The organism is Sinorhizobium numidicum, assembly GCF_029892045.1.
Taxonomy (GTDB): Bacteria; Pseudomonadota; Alphaproteobacteria; order Rhizobiales; family Rhizobiaceae; genus Sinorhizobium; species Sinorhizobium numidicum.
Genome location: NZ_CP120368.1, coordinates 306,165 through 323,620 on the forward strand (window position 1 = coordinate 306,165; position 17,456 = coordinate 323,620).

Sequence of the window (17,456 nt, forward strand, 5' to 3'; positions counted from 1 at the left end):
GCGAGTCATCCGACCGCCTGGAGCCCTGATCAATCAGGACAGGACGGCCGTGAGCATGAAGGCTCGACTTCGACTGTCGGGGTTCATCTTGAGTTGATCCTTGATGCGTGAAACATGCTCATGAAAGCGGACACGGAATGCGCTTTGCTCCCAAAAGCCTGGCTTGTCAACCGCCGGGCTCTGCGGACCTTTCATGTTCGTGTGTCAATCGCCGTCGGCAAAGGAAAAGCCCGCCCCAAGTCCGATAGCGCCGCCGAAATCCCGATTCAGCCGGTCGAGCAGGTCGGCGGTGTTAAGCGCGATGAAATCGAGTTTCGCGCGGTGCCTGTCATCGGTGAGCGCCGCATCGATCGGCCCGTCGACACGGTCTGCCGCGCTGATCAAAGCCTTGAAGAGAAAATTCACCGAGCCGGCGATCGAGCGGCTATCGGCCGGGAGCAGGTTCTCCATGCCGGCCGTATCGAAGAGCCTCTGCAGGCCACGGAAATTTCCGGAAACGGCGGCCATCGTACTGCCCGAGCGCCAGTAGATGGCGAGCTTCGGGTGGCCCTTGTCCTGTTTTCCGCTAATCGCTCCGGCATAGAACGGCCGTAGCCGCTGATCCTTTATCATCTCGACGCTGTGCACGAGAACGCCGAGCAGTTCCGTTGCCGCTTCCCTGTTGTCGCGGAAGAGCGGATTGCCAAGGCCCGGTTTCTTCCAGGCGGCCTGGATGCCGTCGGGCTTCTCCCATTCGGCAAGGAACTCGCCGGCAATCGCTTTCAGGTTCTGCGATATCGCCACGCCATAGCGGCAGCGAAAGTCGCCTTGCTTGCTGGAGAGGGCCTCCGCTCCCGTGCCGTAGAGCACATATTCGAGCGCGCCGAGGCCCTGGACTGCGACGCTCTTCATCTTCAGGCTTTCCGCGCGCGTTGCGCTTTTGTCGCCCTTGGCGAGGATCGCCTGCACCTGCTTAAGGCCGGTGCTTTTGCGGTCGGGATAGAACAGGAAGCGTTCGAAACGGTTTTGCTCAAGCGCCGGTCCCAAACGCACGATCTCGATCGTGGACCATTTTTGCACGACGTCGGAAAAAGCTGATCGTGTGGTTTGCAGCGCCGCATCGGAGGGCACCTTGCAGAGCGCCGCGCTTGCTTCTGAAAGGGCAGTCGTCACCTGTGAAAGCTCGCGGTAGCCGGGAATGATGAAATCGTCCACCGCCTTCGCCATCACACCCGGCAGAGCGGCCTCGTCAAGAACGCGCGGGGAAAGCGCGTTGCCCTCCTGCGCGGCCGCCGGCGCGCCGACAGCGCTTGCGAGGAGAAGGCCGAGGATAAGGGCGAACCTTGAACGCATCAAAGTGACTCCAAAAATGCCAGCAGGGCTTGTCGGTCATCCTTGGACAGAGCGGCGAAAGCATTGCGGGCCTTTTCCGCTTCGCCGCCGTGCCAAAGAATAGCCTCGGTAAAATTGCGGGCGCGCCCGTCGTGAAGCAGGAAAGTGTGCCCACTCACCGTTCGCGTCAAACCGATGCCCCAGAGCGGCGGCGTGCGCCACTCGCGGCCATTGGCGACTCCGACCTCTTGGCCGTCGGCAAGGCCCTCGCCCATGTCGTGCAGCAGGAAATCGGAATAGGGCCAGATCAGTTGGAAAGCCTGCTCCTTATGCGGAGCGTCTCGCCGCGTCACGTATTTCGGCGTGTGGCAGCCGGCGCAGCCCTTTTCATAAAAGATCTGCTTGCCCGTCAAAGTCTCCGGGAAGCTTGCCCTGCGCCGCGCGGGTACCGCGAGATTGGAGGAATAGAACGTCACGAGACCGAGCACCGGATCCGGCGCCTCGACCGGGCCGAGGCGTGCTTGCACGCCGGTCGGAAGCGCGAGGCAGGCGGTCTGAGCCGGGCTGCAATCGCCGAGGCTGCGGTCGACGTCGGGCGTGGAGATGCCGATGTCGGTGGCGAAGGCGTCAGCGGTCTGCTGGCGAACCGAAGGGTTCTGCGCCTTCCAGCCGAAGCGCCCGAGTGCGATGCTGCCCGTCTTGCGGTCGCGCACCAGTGCCGCCCGGCCGCTGATGCCGTCCCTGTCGCGATCATCCGGATCCGCGCGCGCCAGGATGTCGGCCGCGTGGATCGCTTCGACCAGGCCGAGACCGATCATCGGAGAGGCGACACGCGGTGACAGCGTCGTTGCCGGATCCATCTCGCCATAGCCAATATCGGCGACCGCATAGTGTGGTTTACGAAGCGAAATCGTCTCGCCGTCCGCGAGCGTCACCGGATGCTCCGTGTAGGCGATCTTGACGCGGCCCTCGGCGGCAAGGCCGGGCACCGCACTGTCCTGAAGCTGCGCGCCGTAGACCGGATCGGGAAAATTGAGCGCCTCGTGGGCAGCGATCATATCGCGTTCGGCGTTGTCGCGCGGCGGGCGGGCGAGTCGGTAGAACATCGATGTCGCGTCCGCCGCGCCTTCGGGAGGACGCCCGCGCCCGTCGCGCAGATGACAGCTTTCGCAGGCGCGGGCGTTGTAGAGCGGCCCGAGCCCGTCGGAGGCTTGCGTGGAGGAGGGAGAAGAGACCCAGAGCTTTTCGAAGAGCGCCTTGCCGAGCCTGAAACTCTCCTCGGCTTCGAACGGCAGGTTGGCTGAGAACTGGGAGAAGACCTTCTCGTCGACGGGTGCGATCGTCGTCGTTGCGCCGGCGGACATGGCTTCGAACCGCTCGGCGTTCGAAAAGTCGGTCGCCGGCCGGGTGACGGCCTCTACGCGCCGGAGTTCGTCTTCGGTAAGGTCGTCCCGCTTCGAATCCAGAATGGGATCGTTGCCCGATATCGCCGACGCGGCTGCGGCAAGGCTGATGAGCGCCGCGAGCGGCAGGGCGAGGAAGCGGGCGGTCAGGACACTCATCGGGCGAGGGCCGGGCCGCGCCTTCCGGAGTGGCCCGCCTTTTTCAGCTTATTGAAAGACGGCGTTAGGATTATCCAAGCTGTCCGAACCTTCAAGCTCGATCGTGCCGAGATCCAGCGCCGCAATGACGCGCTCGACCGTCTTGGCCTGGGCGATCAGTCCGTCGATGGCGGCCTGGACGGTGGCGTTGCCCTCGGCATTGCCTTCGCCAATCATCTGGTCATAAGTCTCGACCGTTTCGGCGCGCTTCGCCATCGCCTGCATCTTCTCGACGGTGGCTGTGAGGTTGTCCTTCATTTCCTTGTCGAGGGCCGCGTCCTTGGCCGCAACGAGCTCCGAAAGCGAAGGCCCGGTCAGCTTGGTGCCGTCGACACGCGTATATTCGCCGGTATAGGCCGACTGAATGCCGATCGCGTCGTGCAGATGCGAGTTATGGGTATTGTCCGAGAAGCAATCGTGCTCTTCTTCCGGATCGTGCAGCAACAGGCCGAGTTTCATGCGCTCGCCGGCGAGTTCGCCGTAGGAAAGCGAGCCCATCCCGGTGAGGATCGCCGCCAAACCGGCCTTAGAATCGGCTTCAACAGCCTTGGCGGCGGCACCGTCCGGCGTCCAGTTTGCGACCATTTCCTTGAGGTCGGAGACGAGCAGGCTCGAAGCCGCCTTCAGATAGGCGGCGCGGCGGTCGCAATTGCCGTTCGTGCAGGTCTTCGTGTCGAAGTCGGTATAGGGGCGGTTGCCGGCGCCAGCTCCGGTGCCGTTCAGATCCTGGCCCCAGAGCAGGAATTCGATGGCGTGATAGCCGGTTGCGACATTCGCCTCGATGCCGCCTGCTTCCTGCAACGTTCCGGACAGGAATTCCGGTGTGATATTCGTCGCATCGACGTCTTTGCCGTCGATCTTGATCGTCTTGTTGGCAATCACGTTCGCGGTGAAGAGCGCGTTCTCGTCGCTCTCCGTGCCGTAGCTCGGATCGACATAGTCGATCAGGCCTTCGTCCAGCGGCCAGGCATTCACCTTGCCTTCCCATTCATCGACGATCGCATTGCCGAAGCGATAGACTTCCGTTTCCTGGTAGGGATTGCGCGCCTTAAGCCACGCCTCGCGTGCGGCCTTCAGCGTCTCTTCACTCGGGCTTGCGATCAGCGCGTCGACGGCCTTGTCGAGCGCTTCGGCGGTCGTCAGCGCGTCCTCGTATTTGGCATGCGCCACGACGGCATAATGCTCGAGAACGGCAGCAGCATCGCTCGCGGCGTTGGCGGGCTGCAAGGCCAGTGCCGATGTCGCCGTCATGAGCGCCAGCGCCGCGGCGCGGATGAAGTTTTTGGTCATGACCCTCTCCTTTGCTTTCCGCAGGGCGAGTAAACGTCTAGGCGCCCGTTGAAGCCCAGGTGTCATGGACCAAAACTAAACTTGTGTCAAAGCGTATAGTTTAGAACATTTTCAATCTATATTGTCGCCTTGCGCGGAAGACGATTGAGGGTCACTACCCTCTTCTACCCATCAGGCAGAAAAAAAAGCCATCGGTTCCGGTCGAAGCGGGCGTCAGCGTGACGCTTTTCATATCGGCAGACCACGGCTGCGGCTTGTCGGTGCCGAAGAGCTTCGCCCAGTTGTCCGCGGCAGAAAGAATTTCGAACTCCGGGTTGTCCTCGCAGAAGCCGTAGACCTGCGATTCGTTTTCCTCGGGCAATACGGAGCAGGTGACGTAGATCAGATATCCGCCGGGGCGAACGAATTGGGCGGCGTTGGCAAGAGCCTCTTCCTGTTGGGCCAGCCTCTCTTCGAGGTTCTTCTGCGTGAGGCGCCATTTCGTGTCGGGGCGGCGTCGCCAGGTTCCGGTGCCGGTGCAAGGTGCATCGACAAGCACGCGGTCGAAGCGTGCGCTGAGCGGCGCTAGGGAGTCCACGGATTCATGCACCTGCACGTTGCGGGTGCCGGCGCGCTTCAGCCGCTCGATGATCGGCGCCAGCCGCTTGCGGTCGGTGTCATAGGCGTGGACCTGGCCCTTGTTGTTCATCGCCGCCGACATGGCGAGCGTCTTGCCGCCTCCGCCGGCGCAATAGTCGAGCACCTGCTCGCCCTCCTGTGCGAAGACGAGATCGGCAACGATCTGCGAGCCTTCGTCCTGAACTTCGAACCAGCCCTTCTGAAAGGAGATTTCCGCCGTCACGTTCGGCAGGCGCGAAGCGCCTTCGCCGGCGGGAATACGCACGCCATGGCGGGCAATGGTGGCTGGTTCCGCACCACTGCGCTCCAGCGCTTTTAGCACCTTCTCGCGGGTGGCCTTCAGCGTGTTGACGCGCAGATCGAGAGTCGGCCGCCCGGCAAGCGCCTTCGCCTCATCAAGCCAGCTGTCGGAAAAATTCGCTTCGAACGAGCCCTGCGTCCATTCCGGAATATCGGCCTGTACGTGAGCGGGCGCACCTTCGAGCCGGCGTTCGCTGAAGGCCTTCGTCATCTCCGCCGAAAGCGGCGCGGGGGCGAATTTGTCGCCCTCCAGCTCCGCGGCAAGCGCATCGGCGGTAAAGCCCCATTGCCGGAACATGACTGCGTGGGCAAGCGCGGTCGGGCTGTCGCTGTCCATCAGGTAGGCGTGGGAGAGTTTCATGCGCAGCGCGTCGTAGACGATGTTGCCGATCGCGGCGCGGTCGCCGGAGCCAGCGAAGCGGTGGGACAGTCCCCAGTCCTTGAGCGCGTCGGCGACGGGGCGCTTCCGCTTTTCGATGTCGTCAAGAACCTCAATGGCTCCGGAGAGCCGTCCGCCCAATCGCATTTTCGATGAACTCCTTTTTCGCCGTGGTAGCGGCGATGGCATCGAAGAGCAAGACGAAAGCCGGATAATTGCGCGGGCGCGCGGTCGTAGAAGCAAAGCCGCCCGCGCCAAGCGCGGACGGAATCGATCAGGAATTGATGACGCGGTAACAGATGCTTGCGGTGCCGGAGCGGATCATTCCAATCTGGGAGGCGGCGGCCTTGGAAAGATCGATCACTCGGCCACGGATGAATGGGCCGCGATCGTTGATCCTGACGACGACGGTCTTGCCGTTGCGCTTGTTGGTGACCTGGACCTTGGTGCCGAACTTCAGGCTGCGATGTGCTGCCGTCAGGCGGGCGGCGTTCATTCGTTCGCCGGAGGCCGTCTTGGAGGTGAGGGCGTACCACGATGCCCCGCCGCAACCAGCGCCTGCTGCCTGACTATCGGATGCCGAGACCAACCCCATCCCGACGGTGAATAGCGCTGCCGCGGCAGCAGTCTTGATTTTCGCTGGCTTCAAGCGATGCCCCCTTCGGTTTGAAAATTTAATTAGTTCCCTTGCTGATCGAGCTATTTGAGGTGAAAAATGGCAAAAGCGTGCTTCAACCGTTAACGTTCCATTAGGATTTATCGAAAAGCTGCAAAAATTTAAAATTAACGATTGTTTGAATTATTTTAGAGAGTCCCAGGAAATTCTTTTGAATCAGCAACTAAACGTCCTTCGCCGCTCAGAGTGGCAGCCAAACTTCCGGCTGGCGAAAAAAATCATTAAAAATTTCGATCCCGATGAAATTCCACGAATTTCGATCGATAAATTTTCGCCACTATCGCGATGGTTGCATAAAATGGCAGAGTATAGGCGAAATATTGACGACATAGGGCAGTCAAGCGGCGGCCATCGTCGCCGTTACTTTCGGATGATCTGCCGACATGCTTTTGCGGTCACGCAGATATTCTGATCCACCGGTCTCGCAGCGGGATCTACTATCCGCGCCACGTGCCGCTCGCCCATAACTGTGCAAGCGAGACGCGATAGGTGGGGAAGGCGAATTCAAAGCCGGCCTCACGGAGGCGGGCATTCGAGACACGCTTGTTCTCGCCATAGAAGGAGCGGGCCATCGGCGAAAGCTCGGCGGTTTCGAAAGGGATTTCCGGCGGCGGCTCGACACCCATCAGCCGCGCGGCTTCAGCGACCACGTCCTGTGGCGGGGCCGGTTCGTCGTCGGTGACATTGAAGATCCCGCCCATGCCCCGGTTCGCGAGGAAGGCGGCCGCCGAGCCGATGTCTTCGACGCGGATGCGATTGAAGACCTGGTTCGGCTTCACCAATCGGCGCGCCGTGCCTTCGGCGAGATTGCGAAAGGCGTTGCGGCCCGGCCCGTAAATGCCGGCAAGCCGCAGCACTGCGACCGGAATGCTCTGTCGGGCCCCGTAATCCATCCAGGCGTTCTCCGCCGCTACCCGCTCGATGGAGCGCTGCGAGACGGGGTTAAGCGGCGTATCCTCCGTTACCCAACCGCCGCCATGGTCGCCATAGACACCGACGGTGGAGAGATAGCCGGCCCAGCGAAGGTTCGGCAGAAGTTCGGCAAGCGGCGGAGTGCCCGCGCGGAACATCGGATCGCCGTCGCGCCCGGGGGCGATGGACTGGACGAGGTGCGTCGCCTCACGCATCGCGTCGGCAAGCTCGGCGGAAATCGTCGTTCCATCGAAAACGACGGGGCGGATGCCGGCTTGCTCAAGTTCGGACAGCTTTTCCGGCGAACGGGTCGTGCCGGTCACCGACTGTGCGGCGGGGGCAAGCGCCTTCGCGATCGCCGTGCCGGAATAGCCGGCGCCAAGAATCAGGACATGCATCGGCTCACTCCTGCCATTTCCCATTCCGAAAGTACCTCACTGTCGGTCTCCGGCCGGCACTGCCCGGCGAATGTCGCAAGTTCTCCGGGCCCCATCAGCCGCGAGAGCGCCCAGATAGCCATGCCCCTTACTGTCGGCGAGGCGTCGCCCGCCAGCGCCTTGCAGATTGGTATCAGCTTTCTTTCACCGGAATTGCCCGCGGCGATCAAGGCATTTCTGACAAAACGGTCACGGCCGATGCGCTTCACCGGGGAGCCGGAGAAGAAGGCGCGGAACGCCGCATCATCCAGCCTCAGCAGGTCGGCGAGCTCCGGCTCCTTCAGGTCTTCGCGCGCCTTGAGCTTTATTTCCGAAGCGGACTGCGCGAACTTGTTCCACGGACAGGCCGCAAGACAGTCGTCGCAGCCATAGATCCGATTGCCGATCAGTGGACGAAGTTCTGGCGCGATCGGTCCCTTGTGCTCGATCGTCAGATAGGAGATGCAGCGGCGCGCATCGATCCGATAGGGTGCCGGAAAGGCTCCTGTCGGACAGACGTCAAGGCAAGCGCGGCAGGAACCGCAATGATCGCGCTCGGGCTCGTCGATGTCGAGATCGGCGGTGGTGAAGAGACTGCCGAGAAACAGCCATGAGCCGAATTCCCGACTGACGAGATTGGTATGCTTACCCTGCCAGCCGATGCCGGCTTTTTCCGCAAGCGGCTTCTCCATAACCGGGGCTGTATCGACAAAAACCTTCACGTCCTCGCCAGCGCGCGCGGCAAACCGCGTCGCGATCTCCTTCAACCGCCCCTTGATGACGTCGTGATAATCGCGGTTCTGGGCGTAGACGGATATCGCCCCACGATCCCGCTTGGTCAAAATGTCTCGCGGATCCTCTTCGGGGCCATAATTCATGCCGAAGATCACGACGGCGCGAACATCGTTCCAGAGAGCGCGCGGATCGGATCGGCGCTCCGCCGTCTCGGCCAGCCATTCCATGGTGCCGTGGTAACCCGTGGCCAGGAATTCCCGCAGTCGGCCAGGCGCCGCGGGAATCGAGTCTGGCCGCGTGACGCGACAGATGTCGAATCCCTTATCCGCAGCCTCGGCCTTCAGAAACGCGGTGAGTGTCCGTCGTCTCTTGCCCTGGTTCTCCGCTCTTGCAGCGTTGCCGGGCATGGCAATGTCCTTAGAAATCGAGATCCGCATAATGCGAAACCGGCGTGACGCCGCGTACCCGCTCCGCCAGCAGCGGCCGGAAGGAGGGGCGGGATTTCAGCCTCTGGTACCACTCCTTGGCGGTCGGGGAGTCGGACCAGTCGATCTCTCCGAGGTAATCGAGCACAGAGATCGCGGCGGCTGCCGCAAGGTCGGCATAGGATATACGGTCGCCGGCAAGCCAGGGCCGCGATCCCGCGAGCCAGGAGAGATATTTCATATGCTGGCGGATATTGGCGCGCGAGGTGCGCAGGACCTTCGAGTCCGGCGCGCCGCCGCCCTGGTCCGGGGTCATCTGCAGCTTGAAGATGCGTTCGCGCACCAGCGGGCGCGTCACGTCGGCCTCCATCTTCTGCAGAAACCATTCAGTGAGGCGGCGGATCTCCGCCCGCTGAAACGGATCCTCGGCCAGGAGCCGGCGATCCCGTTTCAGGATGCCGTTGGTCTCATCCAGATATTCCGAAATGATCGTCGCGCCGCAGAGCGCGCGCATGCTGTCATCGACATAGACCGGCAACGTGCCGGCCGGATTGAGCGCCAGAAAGTCGCGCCGGTTCTCCCAGGGCTGTTCCTCGCTGAGCTCCGTCTGATAGCCATATTCGGAGAGAATAAGGCGTACGAACCGCGAGGCTGAGGACATGGGGTGATGGTACAGTGTCGGCATCGATGATCAGGTTTCGCAGCTATTTTCCGGGGTTGACAGCATCGCGGCACATGCGTCTGGCCACGGCTTATCATAACGAGCTATAGGTAGTTGCGGTGGCAAAAACAAGCGAATCGACCTTTTCCTCCCAAATCCCAAGATATCAGGAACAACTTATTCATGGCGGATCAATCGATCATCAGCGCGCTCGTTCTCGGGCTCATTGAGGGACTGACAGAGTTCATCCCGGTATCGTCGACGGCGCACGTTCTTCTGGCCGGACACTTCCTCGGCTTCAGGTCGCCGGGAAATACCTTCGCGGTTCTGATCCAGCTCGGCGCCATACTTGCCATTCTGCTCGTCTACTTCCAGCGGCTGCTCAACATCGCTTTTTCCCTGCCGACGAGCGTCAAGGCGCGCCGTTTCGTTTTTTCGGTGCTGCTCGCCTTCCTGCCGGCTGCCGTCATCGGCGCGGCGGCGCATGGCTTCATCAAGTCGGTGCTGTTCGAAACGCCGATGCTGATCTGCGTCGTGCTGATTGCCGGCGGCATCGTTCTCTACGTCATCGATCAACTGCCGCTGACGCCGCGTTATACCGAGGCGATGGACTATCCGCCGTCTCTGGCGCTCAAGATCGGCCTGTTCCAGTGCCTGGCGATGATCCCGGGCACGTCGCGTTCCGGCGCCACGATTGCCGGCGCCCTCCTGATGGGGGCCGACAAGCGTTCGGCTGCGGAGTTCTCCTTCTTTCTCGCGATGCCGACAATGGTCGGCGCCTTCGCGATCGATCTCTACAAGAACCGCGCCGCACTCTCCTTCGATGACATCTCCCTGATCGCGTTCGGGTTCGTTGCGGCCTTCGTCGCCGGGATCTTCGTCGTCCGCTCTCTGCTCGATTTCGTTTCGAACCGCGGCTTCACGCCGTTCGCGATCTGGCGCATCCTGATCGGGACGGCCGGTCTCATCGGTTTGTGGCTGCTTGGATAGCCTCAGGCCGGGAACATAAAGCCGCATGCGTCTCTTTCGAAACGCATGCGGCCCCTGGCCCCCGCCAAAACTTGAAATGTCTCTGCCTCTCAACGGTGCCGCGCGTCTCAGATGCGTCAGGCGAAGGAGGCGTCGGCTTATTCGCCGGAAAACTCGATCGAGGCCGTGGTGCAGGGATCGACGCCATAGGCCGGGGTGCAGCCCTTGCTGCTGCTCGCCACGGTGCTCGGAGCCATGAATGAGCCAGCCAGAATGATCAGTGCCGCAGACGCAAAAAAGATTGCGATCGACTTGCCCATGGGACGTCGTGCCTTTCGAGTGTGATGTTGCCGCCGCTCGCCGAGCGATGTGGCGCGAGCGGTGTTTATTCGCTGGATTTGTCATGATCAATATCAGCGCATGCTGAATCCGCGGTAAACAGTATTCGCATTCTCGGTTGCGGCAGAACTGCAACAGTGTTGCGCCATGGCCACAACAAAAAAACCGCCGGGCTGCCGGCGGTTATGGGAAGAAAAACGCGCGGAAGACGTTCAGGCCGCGCGTCCACCGCGCGTATACTGCCCGTGCGGGCGATAGCGCACCAGATAGGTGGGCAGGATCGAATCGAGCATTGTCGGTTCGATGCCGATCCCGCTGAGGGTTCGCCCTTCCGCCTCGGCCTTTGCCGAGACGACATTGTCGGATTTCAGCAACAATACCTGGTCGGCGGTCAGCGGCGGCGTGATGAACGGCACCAGCGACGAGACGCTCCCGAGAAGCGAGGCGAGCCCGAAGGGCAGGGATACGAAGCGGCGCTTCCGGTCGATCGTTTTCAAAAGGAGTTCGAGACAGTCGCGGAAGGACAGAACCTGCGGTCCGCCGAGTTCATAGATCTTGCCGCGTGCGACCTTGCCGTCGACGGCACGCGCCACGGCCTCCGCGACGTCGGTCACGTAGACCGGCTGGAACTTCGTACGGCCGCCGCCGATTAGCGGCAGGACAGGCGAGAAGCGGGCCATCTCGGCGAACTTGTTGAAGAAGTCGTCCTCAGGTCCGAAAATGATCGATGGACGAAGGATGATCGCCTCCGGCAGCGTTTCCATTATCGCGGCCTCGGCGCGCCCCTTGGTGCGGGCGTAGCGCGATTCGGACTTCGCGTCGGCGCCGATCGCCGAGATATGCGTGAGCGTCGCGCCCGCCGCGCGCGCCGCTTCGGCGACGGCGCGTGCGCCGAAGTCCTGCACTGCCTCGAAGGTGTTGCGGCCGCGCTCGAAGAGCACACCGACGCAGTTGATCACATGGTCGGCGCCTTCGACGGCACGATCCACCGAGTTGCGATAGCGGAGGTTTGCCTGGACAAGCGATATCTGCCCGACATTGCCGAGCGGTTGGAGATGACCGCCGAGATCCGGCCGGCGAACGGCGACACGGATACGATAACCGCGTTTGGCGAGCGCGCGCACCACATGCCGACCGACGAATCCGGACCCGCCGAAAATCGTCACCAGCGGCGGAAGGTTGGACAAGGTCATGGGAAGCGCACTCCTGATCTCATTGGGAAGAATTGCTTGCTACATAGCCCAAGCGGCGGGCAAGGTGAAGGCCAATCCGCGCACGTCCCAAGGCGGCTTTCGTACCCGCAGTCGACGATGCCTAAACGCCTTCCACCACCACCATTTCGGCGTCGGCGACCTCCTGGCGAATTGCCGCGGCAACCTGGTATTCCGGCGAGTTGTAGCAGTCGACCGCCGCCTGCAGGGAGGGGAATTCGATTACGACATTGCGGGCGCGAACGGCGCCTTCCAGCCGGTGGAATTGCCCGCCGCGCGCAAGGAAAGTCGCGCCATATTTCTCGAAGGCCGGCTTTGCCGCCGCCACATAATCCTTGTAGCGCTCAGGGTCTCTAATATCGACCCGAGCGATCCAATATCCCTTGGCCATGATGAGCTCCTCGTCTTCCGGAAAAATACAGACGGGATCGTTACTTCCGGCAAATTGCGGCCGAGGTCAAGCGTGCCTCGGCACGGCGGCACGATTCGTTAAATCGGAGCTGTTTCGATTGTTTCCGGCGCGGCGCTCAATCGGAAAGAGCGCTATCCATCTCGGCCAGAATGGCGCGGCTCGCGGCGAGCGGATCGGGCGCCATGACGATCGGCCGCCCGACGACGAGATGGCTCGAGCCGGCGCGGAGTGCCTGCGCTGGCGTCATTACCCGCTTCTGATCGCCCTTGTCGGCGCCCACCGGGCGAATGCCGGGCGTCACAAGTGCCATTTCGGCGCCGATGATCTTGCGCACGGCGGAGGCTTCTTCTGCCGAGCAGACGATGCCGCCCATGCCGGCGGCGCGCGCCTGTTCTGCTCGCCGCAGCACCAGCGTATGCGGATCATATTCATAGCCTGCATCGATTACGTCCTGCTCGTCCATTGAGGTCAGTACCGTGACGCCAAGCAGGCAAAGTCCGGAGCCTCTCGCTGCCTCGACAGCGGCCCTCATCGCCTTCGGATAGGCGTGCAGCGTCAGCATCGACATGCCCATCTTGACGATGTTCTCGACGCCCTTGGCGACCGTGTTGTCGATATCGAGCAGCTTCATGTCGAGAAAGATCTTCTTGCCGCTGCCGGCGAGATCGCGCGCGAACTCGAGTCCTCCGGCAAATGCAAGCTGATAGCCTATCTTGTAGAAAGCGACGTCGTCGCCAAGGGTCGAGACGATCTTTTCCGCCTGCGCGGTCGTTGGAAGGTCAAGGCCGACGATCAGCCGGCCGCGTGCGCCTGTGGTCATGTCGAGGTCACCCCTGCCAGAACTCCATCGGCGTCCAGTCGCATGTGACGCAGCGATCCGCAAGACGGAAAGCAAAGAGATTGCCGCCTCCAGGCAATTGGTCACTGCGGCCGATCGACCTCCCCATCATCTGACATTTCAGCAAGGTACCGACGCCGCCATGACCGACAAATGCGATCGGAACAGTCGGGTCGTGACGATCGAGGATGTACGACACCGCCGCCGAGATACGCCTTTGCGCGTCGCTTGCCCGTTCCCAACCCCTAAAACTCTCATCAGGATGGGCGAAAAACCAATCGGCCGCCTTTTCGAATTCCTGCGGAGGCAGGAAGCCCGTTGCCGAACGATCGTTCTCGCCCATCTCCTCGTCGGTTTCGACTGCAGTGCCTGCCGCCTCTGCTAACGTCGCCGCCGTTTCGATCGCCTTCTTCTCCTTGCTCGAAACGATGCGCCCCAGAGACCGGACCCAGACCTGGCCGGCGGTCGCGCGCGTGCGCTCCCTCCCAAGATCCGAAAGCCCCCATTCAGGCACCGGAACTGTGGGATCGATCGTTACTTGCGGATGGGTGAGATAGACGCCGAACATTACTGCATGTTTCCTTAAACCGGATCCGGTTTAAGGATAAAAACATGCAGCCATTCAAAGCGCTACAGCGATCTTTGTGCCTCTGAAAGATGCACGAAACTGCGGGCCGGCCTCAATGGGCCCTGCGGTAGACCCAGAGCTGCGCTGGCGGAATGTTGCGGACGACGAAATCAAAATGCTGGATGCGATAACGATCCGGCATGGCGACGACCGGCGAGAGCGGCCCGTAGGAAATTTGCACCACGGGGCGGCCAAAGGGGATACGGGAAAGCAGATCGTCGATCAGCTCGACGCGCCGGCTCATCGGAAAGTTCAAGAGAGGCACTGCCGACACGACGCTGTCGAACTGCTGGTCCTTCATCGGTCCAAGCGTGCGCGAGAGATCGAAGGCGTCGCCGTTGATGAAATTCACACCGGCAAAATGTTCTCTCAGCTGATGGAAGAATTCGGTGGAATATTCGACCGAAACGAGCTTTTCCGGTGCCACGCCGCGCTCCAGGATCGCCTTCGTGATCACGCCTGTGCCGGGTCCGAGTTCGAGTACCGGCAGGCCGGAATGCGGGTTGACCACGCTCGCCATTCGTCGTGCCGTGATCGAGGATGTCGGCAGGATCGCGCCGACCGCGCGGGTGTTGCTCATCCAGCCCTTGAAGAAGCGGATTTCTTCGTCGAACTTCCGGCCGAATTTTTCCTTCACCTTCAAGCGCAAATTCATCGATTCCCCTCGAGCCTCGTTGTCACTCTGCATTGCTTGCGCTTCGCATTGCCTCGATTCGGCCGAATGCGCGAGCACTTTGTTCATAATGTGCTCCCATCTGCGGCGAAAACAAGTCTAGCTGCGTCTAAAAGCGACAGCTTATCAACAAAGGGCGACAGTCGAAGGCACGAAAAACTCGCCATGCGGACGCATGACGGGTTGGGCTTGCCGCGATTTAGGCCTCATACGCGCATCGGCATGAGCACGTAGAGCGCGTCTTCCGCAGCGAGATCGCGCACCAGCGTCGGCGAACCGGGGTCCGCCAGCATGAAGATCGCCTCGCCACCGGTAAGCTGGGCGGTAATGTCGAGCAGGTACTTGGCATTGAAGCCGATTTCGAGCGGATCGCTATCATAGCCGACCGGCAGCTCTTCGGTAGCACTTCCGGAATCCGGGTTGTTAACGGTCAGCGTCATCTGTCCTTCGGTCAGCGCCAGCTTCACGGCGCGGCCGCGTTCGGACGAAATCGTCGAGACGCGATCGACAGCCTGCGCGAAGGACTGGCAATCGACGCGCAGTTCCTTGTCGTTGTTGGCCGGGATCACTCGCTGATAGTCGGGAAACGTTCCGTCGATCAGCTTCGACGTCATGATGATCGAACCGATCGTCAAGCGGATCTTCGCGTCCGAGACTTCGACTGTCACCACCACATCCGGATTGTCGAGCAGCTTCTGCAATTCGCTGACGGTCTTGCGCGGAATGATGATCCCCGGCATGCCCTCGGAGCCGCCGGGAGCCTCGACGTCGGCGCGGGCGAGGCGATGGCCGTCGGTCGCGACCGCACGCAGCTTCAGCTGGCCCTTGTTCTCGACCGTGTGCACGAAAATGCCGTTGAGGTAGTAGCGGGTTTCCTCCGTCGAGATCGCGAATTGCGTCCGGTCGATCAGCATCTTCAGATCCGTCGCCTTGAGGCGGAAGGTATGCGAGAAGCTTCCAGCGGTGAGATCCGGGAAGTCGGACTGCGGCAGGCATTGCAGCGAGAATTTGGAGCGCCCGGAGGCAACGGTCATCGCCGTGCCCTCGGCATTGGTGGCGAGCAGCACTTCCGATCCGTCCGGAAGCTTCCGAACGATGTCGTAGAGCAGATGAGCGGGAACAGTCGTGGCACCGGGCTGTTCCACTTGCGCCGGCGTTGCCTCGGTAATCTCAAGGTCGAGGTCGGTCGCCTTCATTTCCAGGCTTGCGCCGTCCGAGCGCAACAGCACGTTCGAGAGGATCGGGATCGTATTTCGCCGTTCGACCACGCGGTGAACATGGTTCAGCGATTTCAAAAGGTTGGACCGCTCGAGAGTAATGCGCATGGGATGCTACCGCTTTCAACCGTTGCCGGGCGGACGTAGTGCCCGCCGCAGCGTCAACTGCGAGTATTCCGGCCGATCGGCCGGAAGGATGTGGACGGGCAAAATGGCAGAAAGAGAGCCGCAAAAGCAAGGGGTTTTGCCGGCTGTTTCCCCAAATGCAAGCGCTTCCCGCCATGGCCGGCCCTTGCCCTGCCCTGTCCGCTCACTCATAAAGGGCTCGAACCGGCGAGCCGGGCGTCATGATCGGGAAGATAGAGTTGGAAAAGCGGCAGTCGACTGAAGCGGCGGAGAAGGAAAGACAGCGCAGCTATCGTCTGCACAATGCCAGCATTCCTGCTCGTCCGCTGGAGCCGGCGCTCTATCTCGTGGCGACGCCGATCGGCAATCTCGCCGATATAACCTTGAGAGCTCTGGAAACGCTTGCTGGCGCCGATGTGCTTGCCTGCGAGGACACGCGCGTGACACGCGTCCTGCTCGATCGATACGGCATTGTCAATCGCCCTTTCGCCTATCACGAGCACAATGCGGCGGAAGCGGGACCGCGGCTGTTGGCGGCGCTCGGCGAAGGCAAGTCGGTGGCGCTCGTCTCCGATGCCGGCACACCGCTCGTCTCCGATCCTGGTTATCGCCTGGCGCAGCTTGCGATCGAATCCGGATATCGCGTCGTGCCGATCCCGGGGCCGTCGGCTCCGCTTGCAGCCCTTGTCGGCTCCGGTCTCCCGAGTGATGCCTTTCTGTTTGCGGGCTTTCTGCCCACCAAGGACAAGGCCAAACGCGACCGGCTGACGGAACTCGCCATGGTCCCGGCCACACTCCTGTTCTTCGAGTCGCCGCATCGCATTGCCGCGACCCTTGCTGCGGCGGCCGATGTTCTCGGTGAAGCGAGAAAAGCAGCCGTCTGCCGCGAACTGACCAAAACCTTTGAGGAGTTCCGCCGCGGCACGCTTGGCGATCTCAAAGCCGTCTATAGCCAGACGGCGGGTGTGAAGGGTGAGATCGTGCTGGTCATCGGTCCGCCCGAAGCCGCACCGGTTCCGGAGGAGGCCGATGTGGACGCGCTTTTGAGAGCGCTTGCACGGGATATGCCGATGGGCAAGGCGGCGACGGAGGCCGCCCGCCGGACAGGCCTGCCCCGCAAGGATCTTTATGACCGGCTCCTCAGTCTCAGGGTACGCGATGAAGGCTGAGCGGCCCGATGCCCGCAAGCTGAAGGCGCTGAAGCGCGGGCTTTTCGCCGAATACCGTGCCGCGCTCTGTCTCGTGCTGAAAGGCTATCGTATCGTCGCCATGCGCTACCGCACGAAGCTCGGCGAAATCGACATCATCGCCCGGCGGGGTGACCTCATCGCCTGCGTCGAGGTGAAGGCCCGGCGCGGCTTCGACGAGGCCGTCTTTGCCGTGTCCGATGCGGCGCAACGGCGTATTCGTGCTGCAAGCGACATCTGGCTCTCCCGCCAGGCCGATTTTCACCGCCTCTCCGTCCGCTACGACATCGTCGCCGTCACACCCTGGCGCTGGCCGCAACACCTGCCGAATGCCTTTTGACCAACTAGAGCGCGATGACGAAAAGTGTATACGGCTTTCCACCCGCATCCCGCTCTAACTTCTTAGAATCGATCACGTTTATGATTTTGGATCGCTTCGACCCAAAATCATCGTAATCCAGGCAAATTTGTAATCGTTCCGACATAAAAGCGTTACCCGCCTGTCATCGAAGGTCACTAGTCCACTGCCATC

At 61.6% G+C, this 17,456-nt stretch carries 19 protein-coding genes; 4 read left to right on the plus strand and 15 right to left on the minus strand.

The annotated features are described in order from the left end of the window. Positions 1–204: 204 nt before the first annotated feature. From PYH37_RS12570 to PYH37_RS12590, 5 genes are all read right to left on the minus strand, one after another. Positions 205–1,332 (minus strand): imelysin family protein, encoded by a 1,128-nt coding sequence (locus tag PYH37_RS12570; RefSeq protein ID WP_280735281.1) that lies wholly within the window; start codon positions 1,330–1,332, stop codon positions 205–207. Next, positions 1,332–2,873 (minus strand): di-heme oxidoreductase family protein, encoded by a 1,542-nt coding sequence (locus tag PYH37_RS12575; RefSeq protein WP_280735282.1) that lies wholly within the window; start codon positions 2,871–2,873, stop codon positions 1,332–1,334. Before PYH37_RS12575 ends, PYH37_RS12570 begins: the two co-directional genes overlap by 1 nt. 48 nt (positions 2,874–2,921) lie before the next feature. Then, entirely contained in the window at positions 2,922–4,202 is a 1,281-nt protein-coding gene (locus tag PYH37_RS12580) for an imelysin family protein (RefSeq protein ID WP_280735283.1), read from the minus strand. A gap of 154 nt (positions 4,203–4,356) precedes the next feature. After that, positions 4,357–5,646, minus strand: coding sequence for an RsmB/NOP family class I SAM-dependent RNA methyltransferase (locus PYH37_RS12585; RefSeq protein WP_280735284.1), 1,290 nt, complete (start codon positions 5,644–5,646; stop codon positions 4,357–4,359). 127 nt (positions 5,647–5,773) lie between these two features. Continuing rightward, a complete protein-coding gene (locus tag PYH37_RS12590; RefSeq protein WP_280735285.1) occupies positions 5,774–6,148 on the minus strand; it encodes a septal ring lytic transglycosylase RlpA family protein in 375 nt (124 codons plus the stop codon). A gap of 178 nt (positions 6,149–6,326) precedes the next feature. Between PYH37_RS12590 and PYH37_RS12595 the strand changes: the two genes are divergently transcribed. Further along, the gene (locus PYH37_RS12595; RefSeq protein WP_280735286.1) at positions 6,327–6,587 is read left to right on the plus strand and encodes a hypothetical protein; all 261 of its coding nucleotides are present in this window, start codon (positions 6,327–6,329) and stop codon (positions 6,585–6,587) included. A 25-nt stretch (positions 6,588–6,612) separates the two neighbouring features. Here PYH37_RS12595 and PYH37_RS12600 read toward each other — a convergent pair whose 3' ends face one another. Genes PYH37_RS12600 through PYH37_RS12610 form a run of 3 tightly spaced genes read right to left on the minus strand, consistent with a single transcriptional unit; the run spans position 6,613 to position 9,348 of the window. Continuing rightward, positions 6,613–7,485, minus strand: coding sequence for an SDR family oxidoreductase (locus PYH37_RS12600; protein WP_280735287.1), 873 nt, complete (start codon positions 7,483–7,485; stop codon positions 6,613–6,615). Next, positions 7,473–8,645, minus strand: a complete 1,173-nt coding sequence (queG, locus tag PYH37_RS12605; RefSeq protein ID WP_280735288.1) for a tRNA epoxyqueuosine(34) reductase QueG — start codon at positions 8,643–8,645, stop codon at positions 7,473–7,475. The genes PYH37_RS12600 and queG overlap by 13 nt, the downstream gene beginning before the upstream one ends. Positions 8,646–8,655: 10 nt before the next feature. After that, positions 8,656–9,348, minus strand: a complete 693-nt coding sequence (locus PYH37_RS12610; RefSeq protein ID WP_280735289.1) for a glutathione S-transferase family protein — start codon at positions 9,346–9,348, stop codon at positions 8,656–8,658. 159 nt (positions 9,349–9,507) lie between these two features. On the opposite strand from PYH37_RS12610, the gene PYH37_RS12615 reads away from it, so the two are divergent. Continuing rightward, positions 9,508–10,314, plus strand: coding sequence for an undecaprenyl-diphosphate phosphatase (locus tag PYH37_RS12615; RefSeq protein WP_280735290.1), 807 nt, complete (start codon positions 9,508–9,510; stop codon positions 10,312–10,314). A gap of 137 nt (positions 10,315–10,451) precedes the next feature. On the opposite strand, the gene PYH37_RS12620 is transcribed toward PYH37_RS12615, so the two are convergent. The 7 genes from PYH37_RS12620 to dnaN form a co-directional block, all read right to left on the minus strand. Then, positions 10,452–10,613, minus strand: a complete 162-nt coding sequence (locus tag PYH37_RS12620) for a hypothetical protein (protein ID WP_280735291.1) — start codon at positions 10,611–10,613, stop codon at positions 10,452–10,454. Positions 10,614–10,844: 231 nt separating this feature from the next. Further along, positions 10,845–11,825 (minus strand): complex I NDUFA9 subunit family protein, encoded by a 981-nt coding sequence (locus PYH37_RS12625; protein WP_280735292.1) that lies wholly within the window; start codon positions 11,823–11,825, stop codon positions 10,845–10,847. Between the two features lie 121 nt (positions 11,826–11,946). Further along, on the minus strand, positions 11,947–12,234 hold the full coding sequence (locus PYH37_RS12630) for a DUF1330 domain-containing protein (protein ID WP_280735293.1): 288 nt from the start codon (positions 12,232–12,234) through the stop codon (positions 11,947–11,949). Positions 12,235–12,370: 136 nt separating this feature from the next. Beyond that, positions 12,371–13,075, minus strand: a complete 705-nt coding sequence (gene pyrF / locus PYH37_RS12635; RefSeq protein WP_280735294.1) for an orotidine-5'-phosphate decarboxylase — start codon at positions 13,073–13,075, stop codon at positions 12,371–12,373. Positions 13,076–13,082: 7 nt separating this feature from the next. Continuing rightward, positions 13,083–13,661, minus strand: coding sequence for a histidine phosphatase family protein (locus PYH37_RS12640; protein ID WP_280735295.1), 579 nt, complete (start codon positions 13,659–13,661; stop codon positions 13,083–13,085). Positions 13,662–13,773: 112 nt separating this feature from the next. Further along, positions 13,774–14,376: a phospholipid N-methyltransferase PmtA gene (gene pmtA, locus PYH37_RS12645; RefSeq protein ID WP_280735296.1), complete on the minus strand. Its 603-nt coding sequence runs from the start codon at positions 14,374–14,376 to the stop codon at positions 13,774–13,776. Between the two features lie 224 nt (positions 14,377–14,600). Next, positions 14,601–15,719 carry a DNA polymerase III subunit beta gene (dnaN, locus tag PYH37_RS12650; RefSeq protein WP_280735297.1) on the minus strand — a complete coding sequence of 373 codons (1,119 nt, stop codon included), beginning with the start codon at positions 15,717–15,719 and terminating at the stop codon, positions 14,601–14,603. Positions 15,720–15,958: 239 nt separating this feature from the next. Between dnaN and rsmI the strand changes: the two genes are divergently transcribed. Next, entirely contained in the window at positions 15,959–16,906 is a 948-nt protein-coding gene (gene rsmI / locus PYH37_RS12655; protein WP_280735298.1) for a 16S rRNA (cytidine(1402)-2'-O)-methyltransferase, read from the plus strand. Then, a complete protein-coding gene (locus PYH37_RS12660; RefSeq protein WP_280735299.1) occupies positions 16,896–17,264 on the plus strand; it encodes a YraN family protein in 369 nt (122 codons plus the stop codon). The genes rsmI and PYH37_RS12660 overlap by 11 nt, the downstream gene beginning before the upstream one ends. Positions 17,265–17,456: the final 192 nt, after the last annotated feature.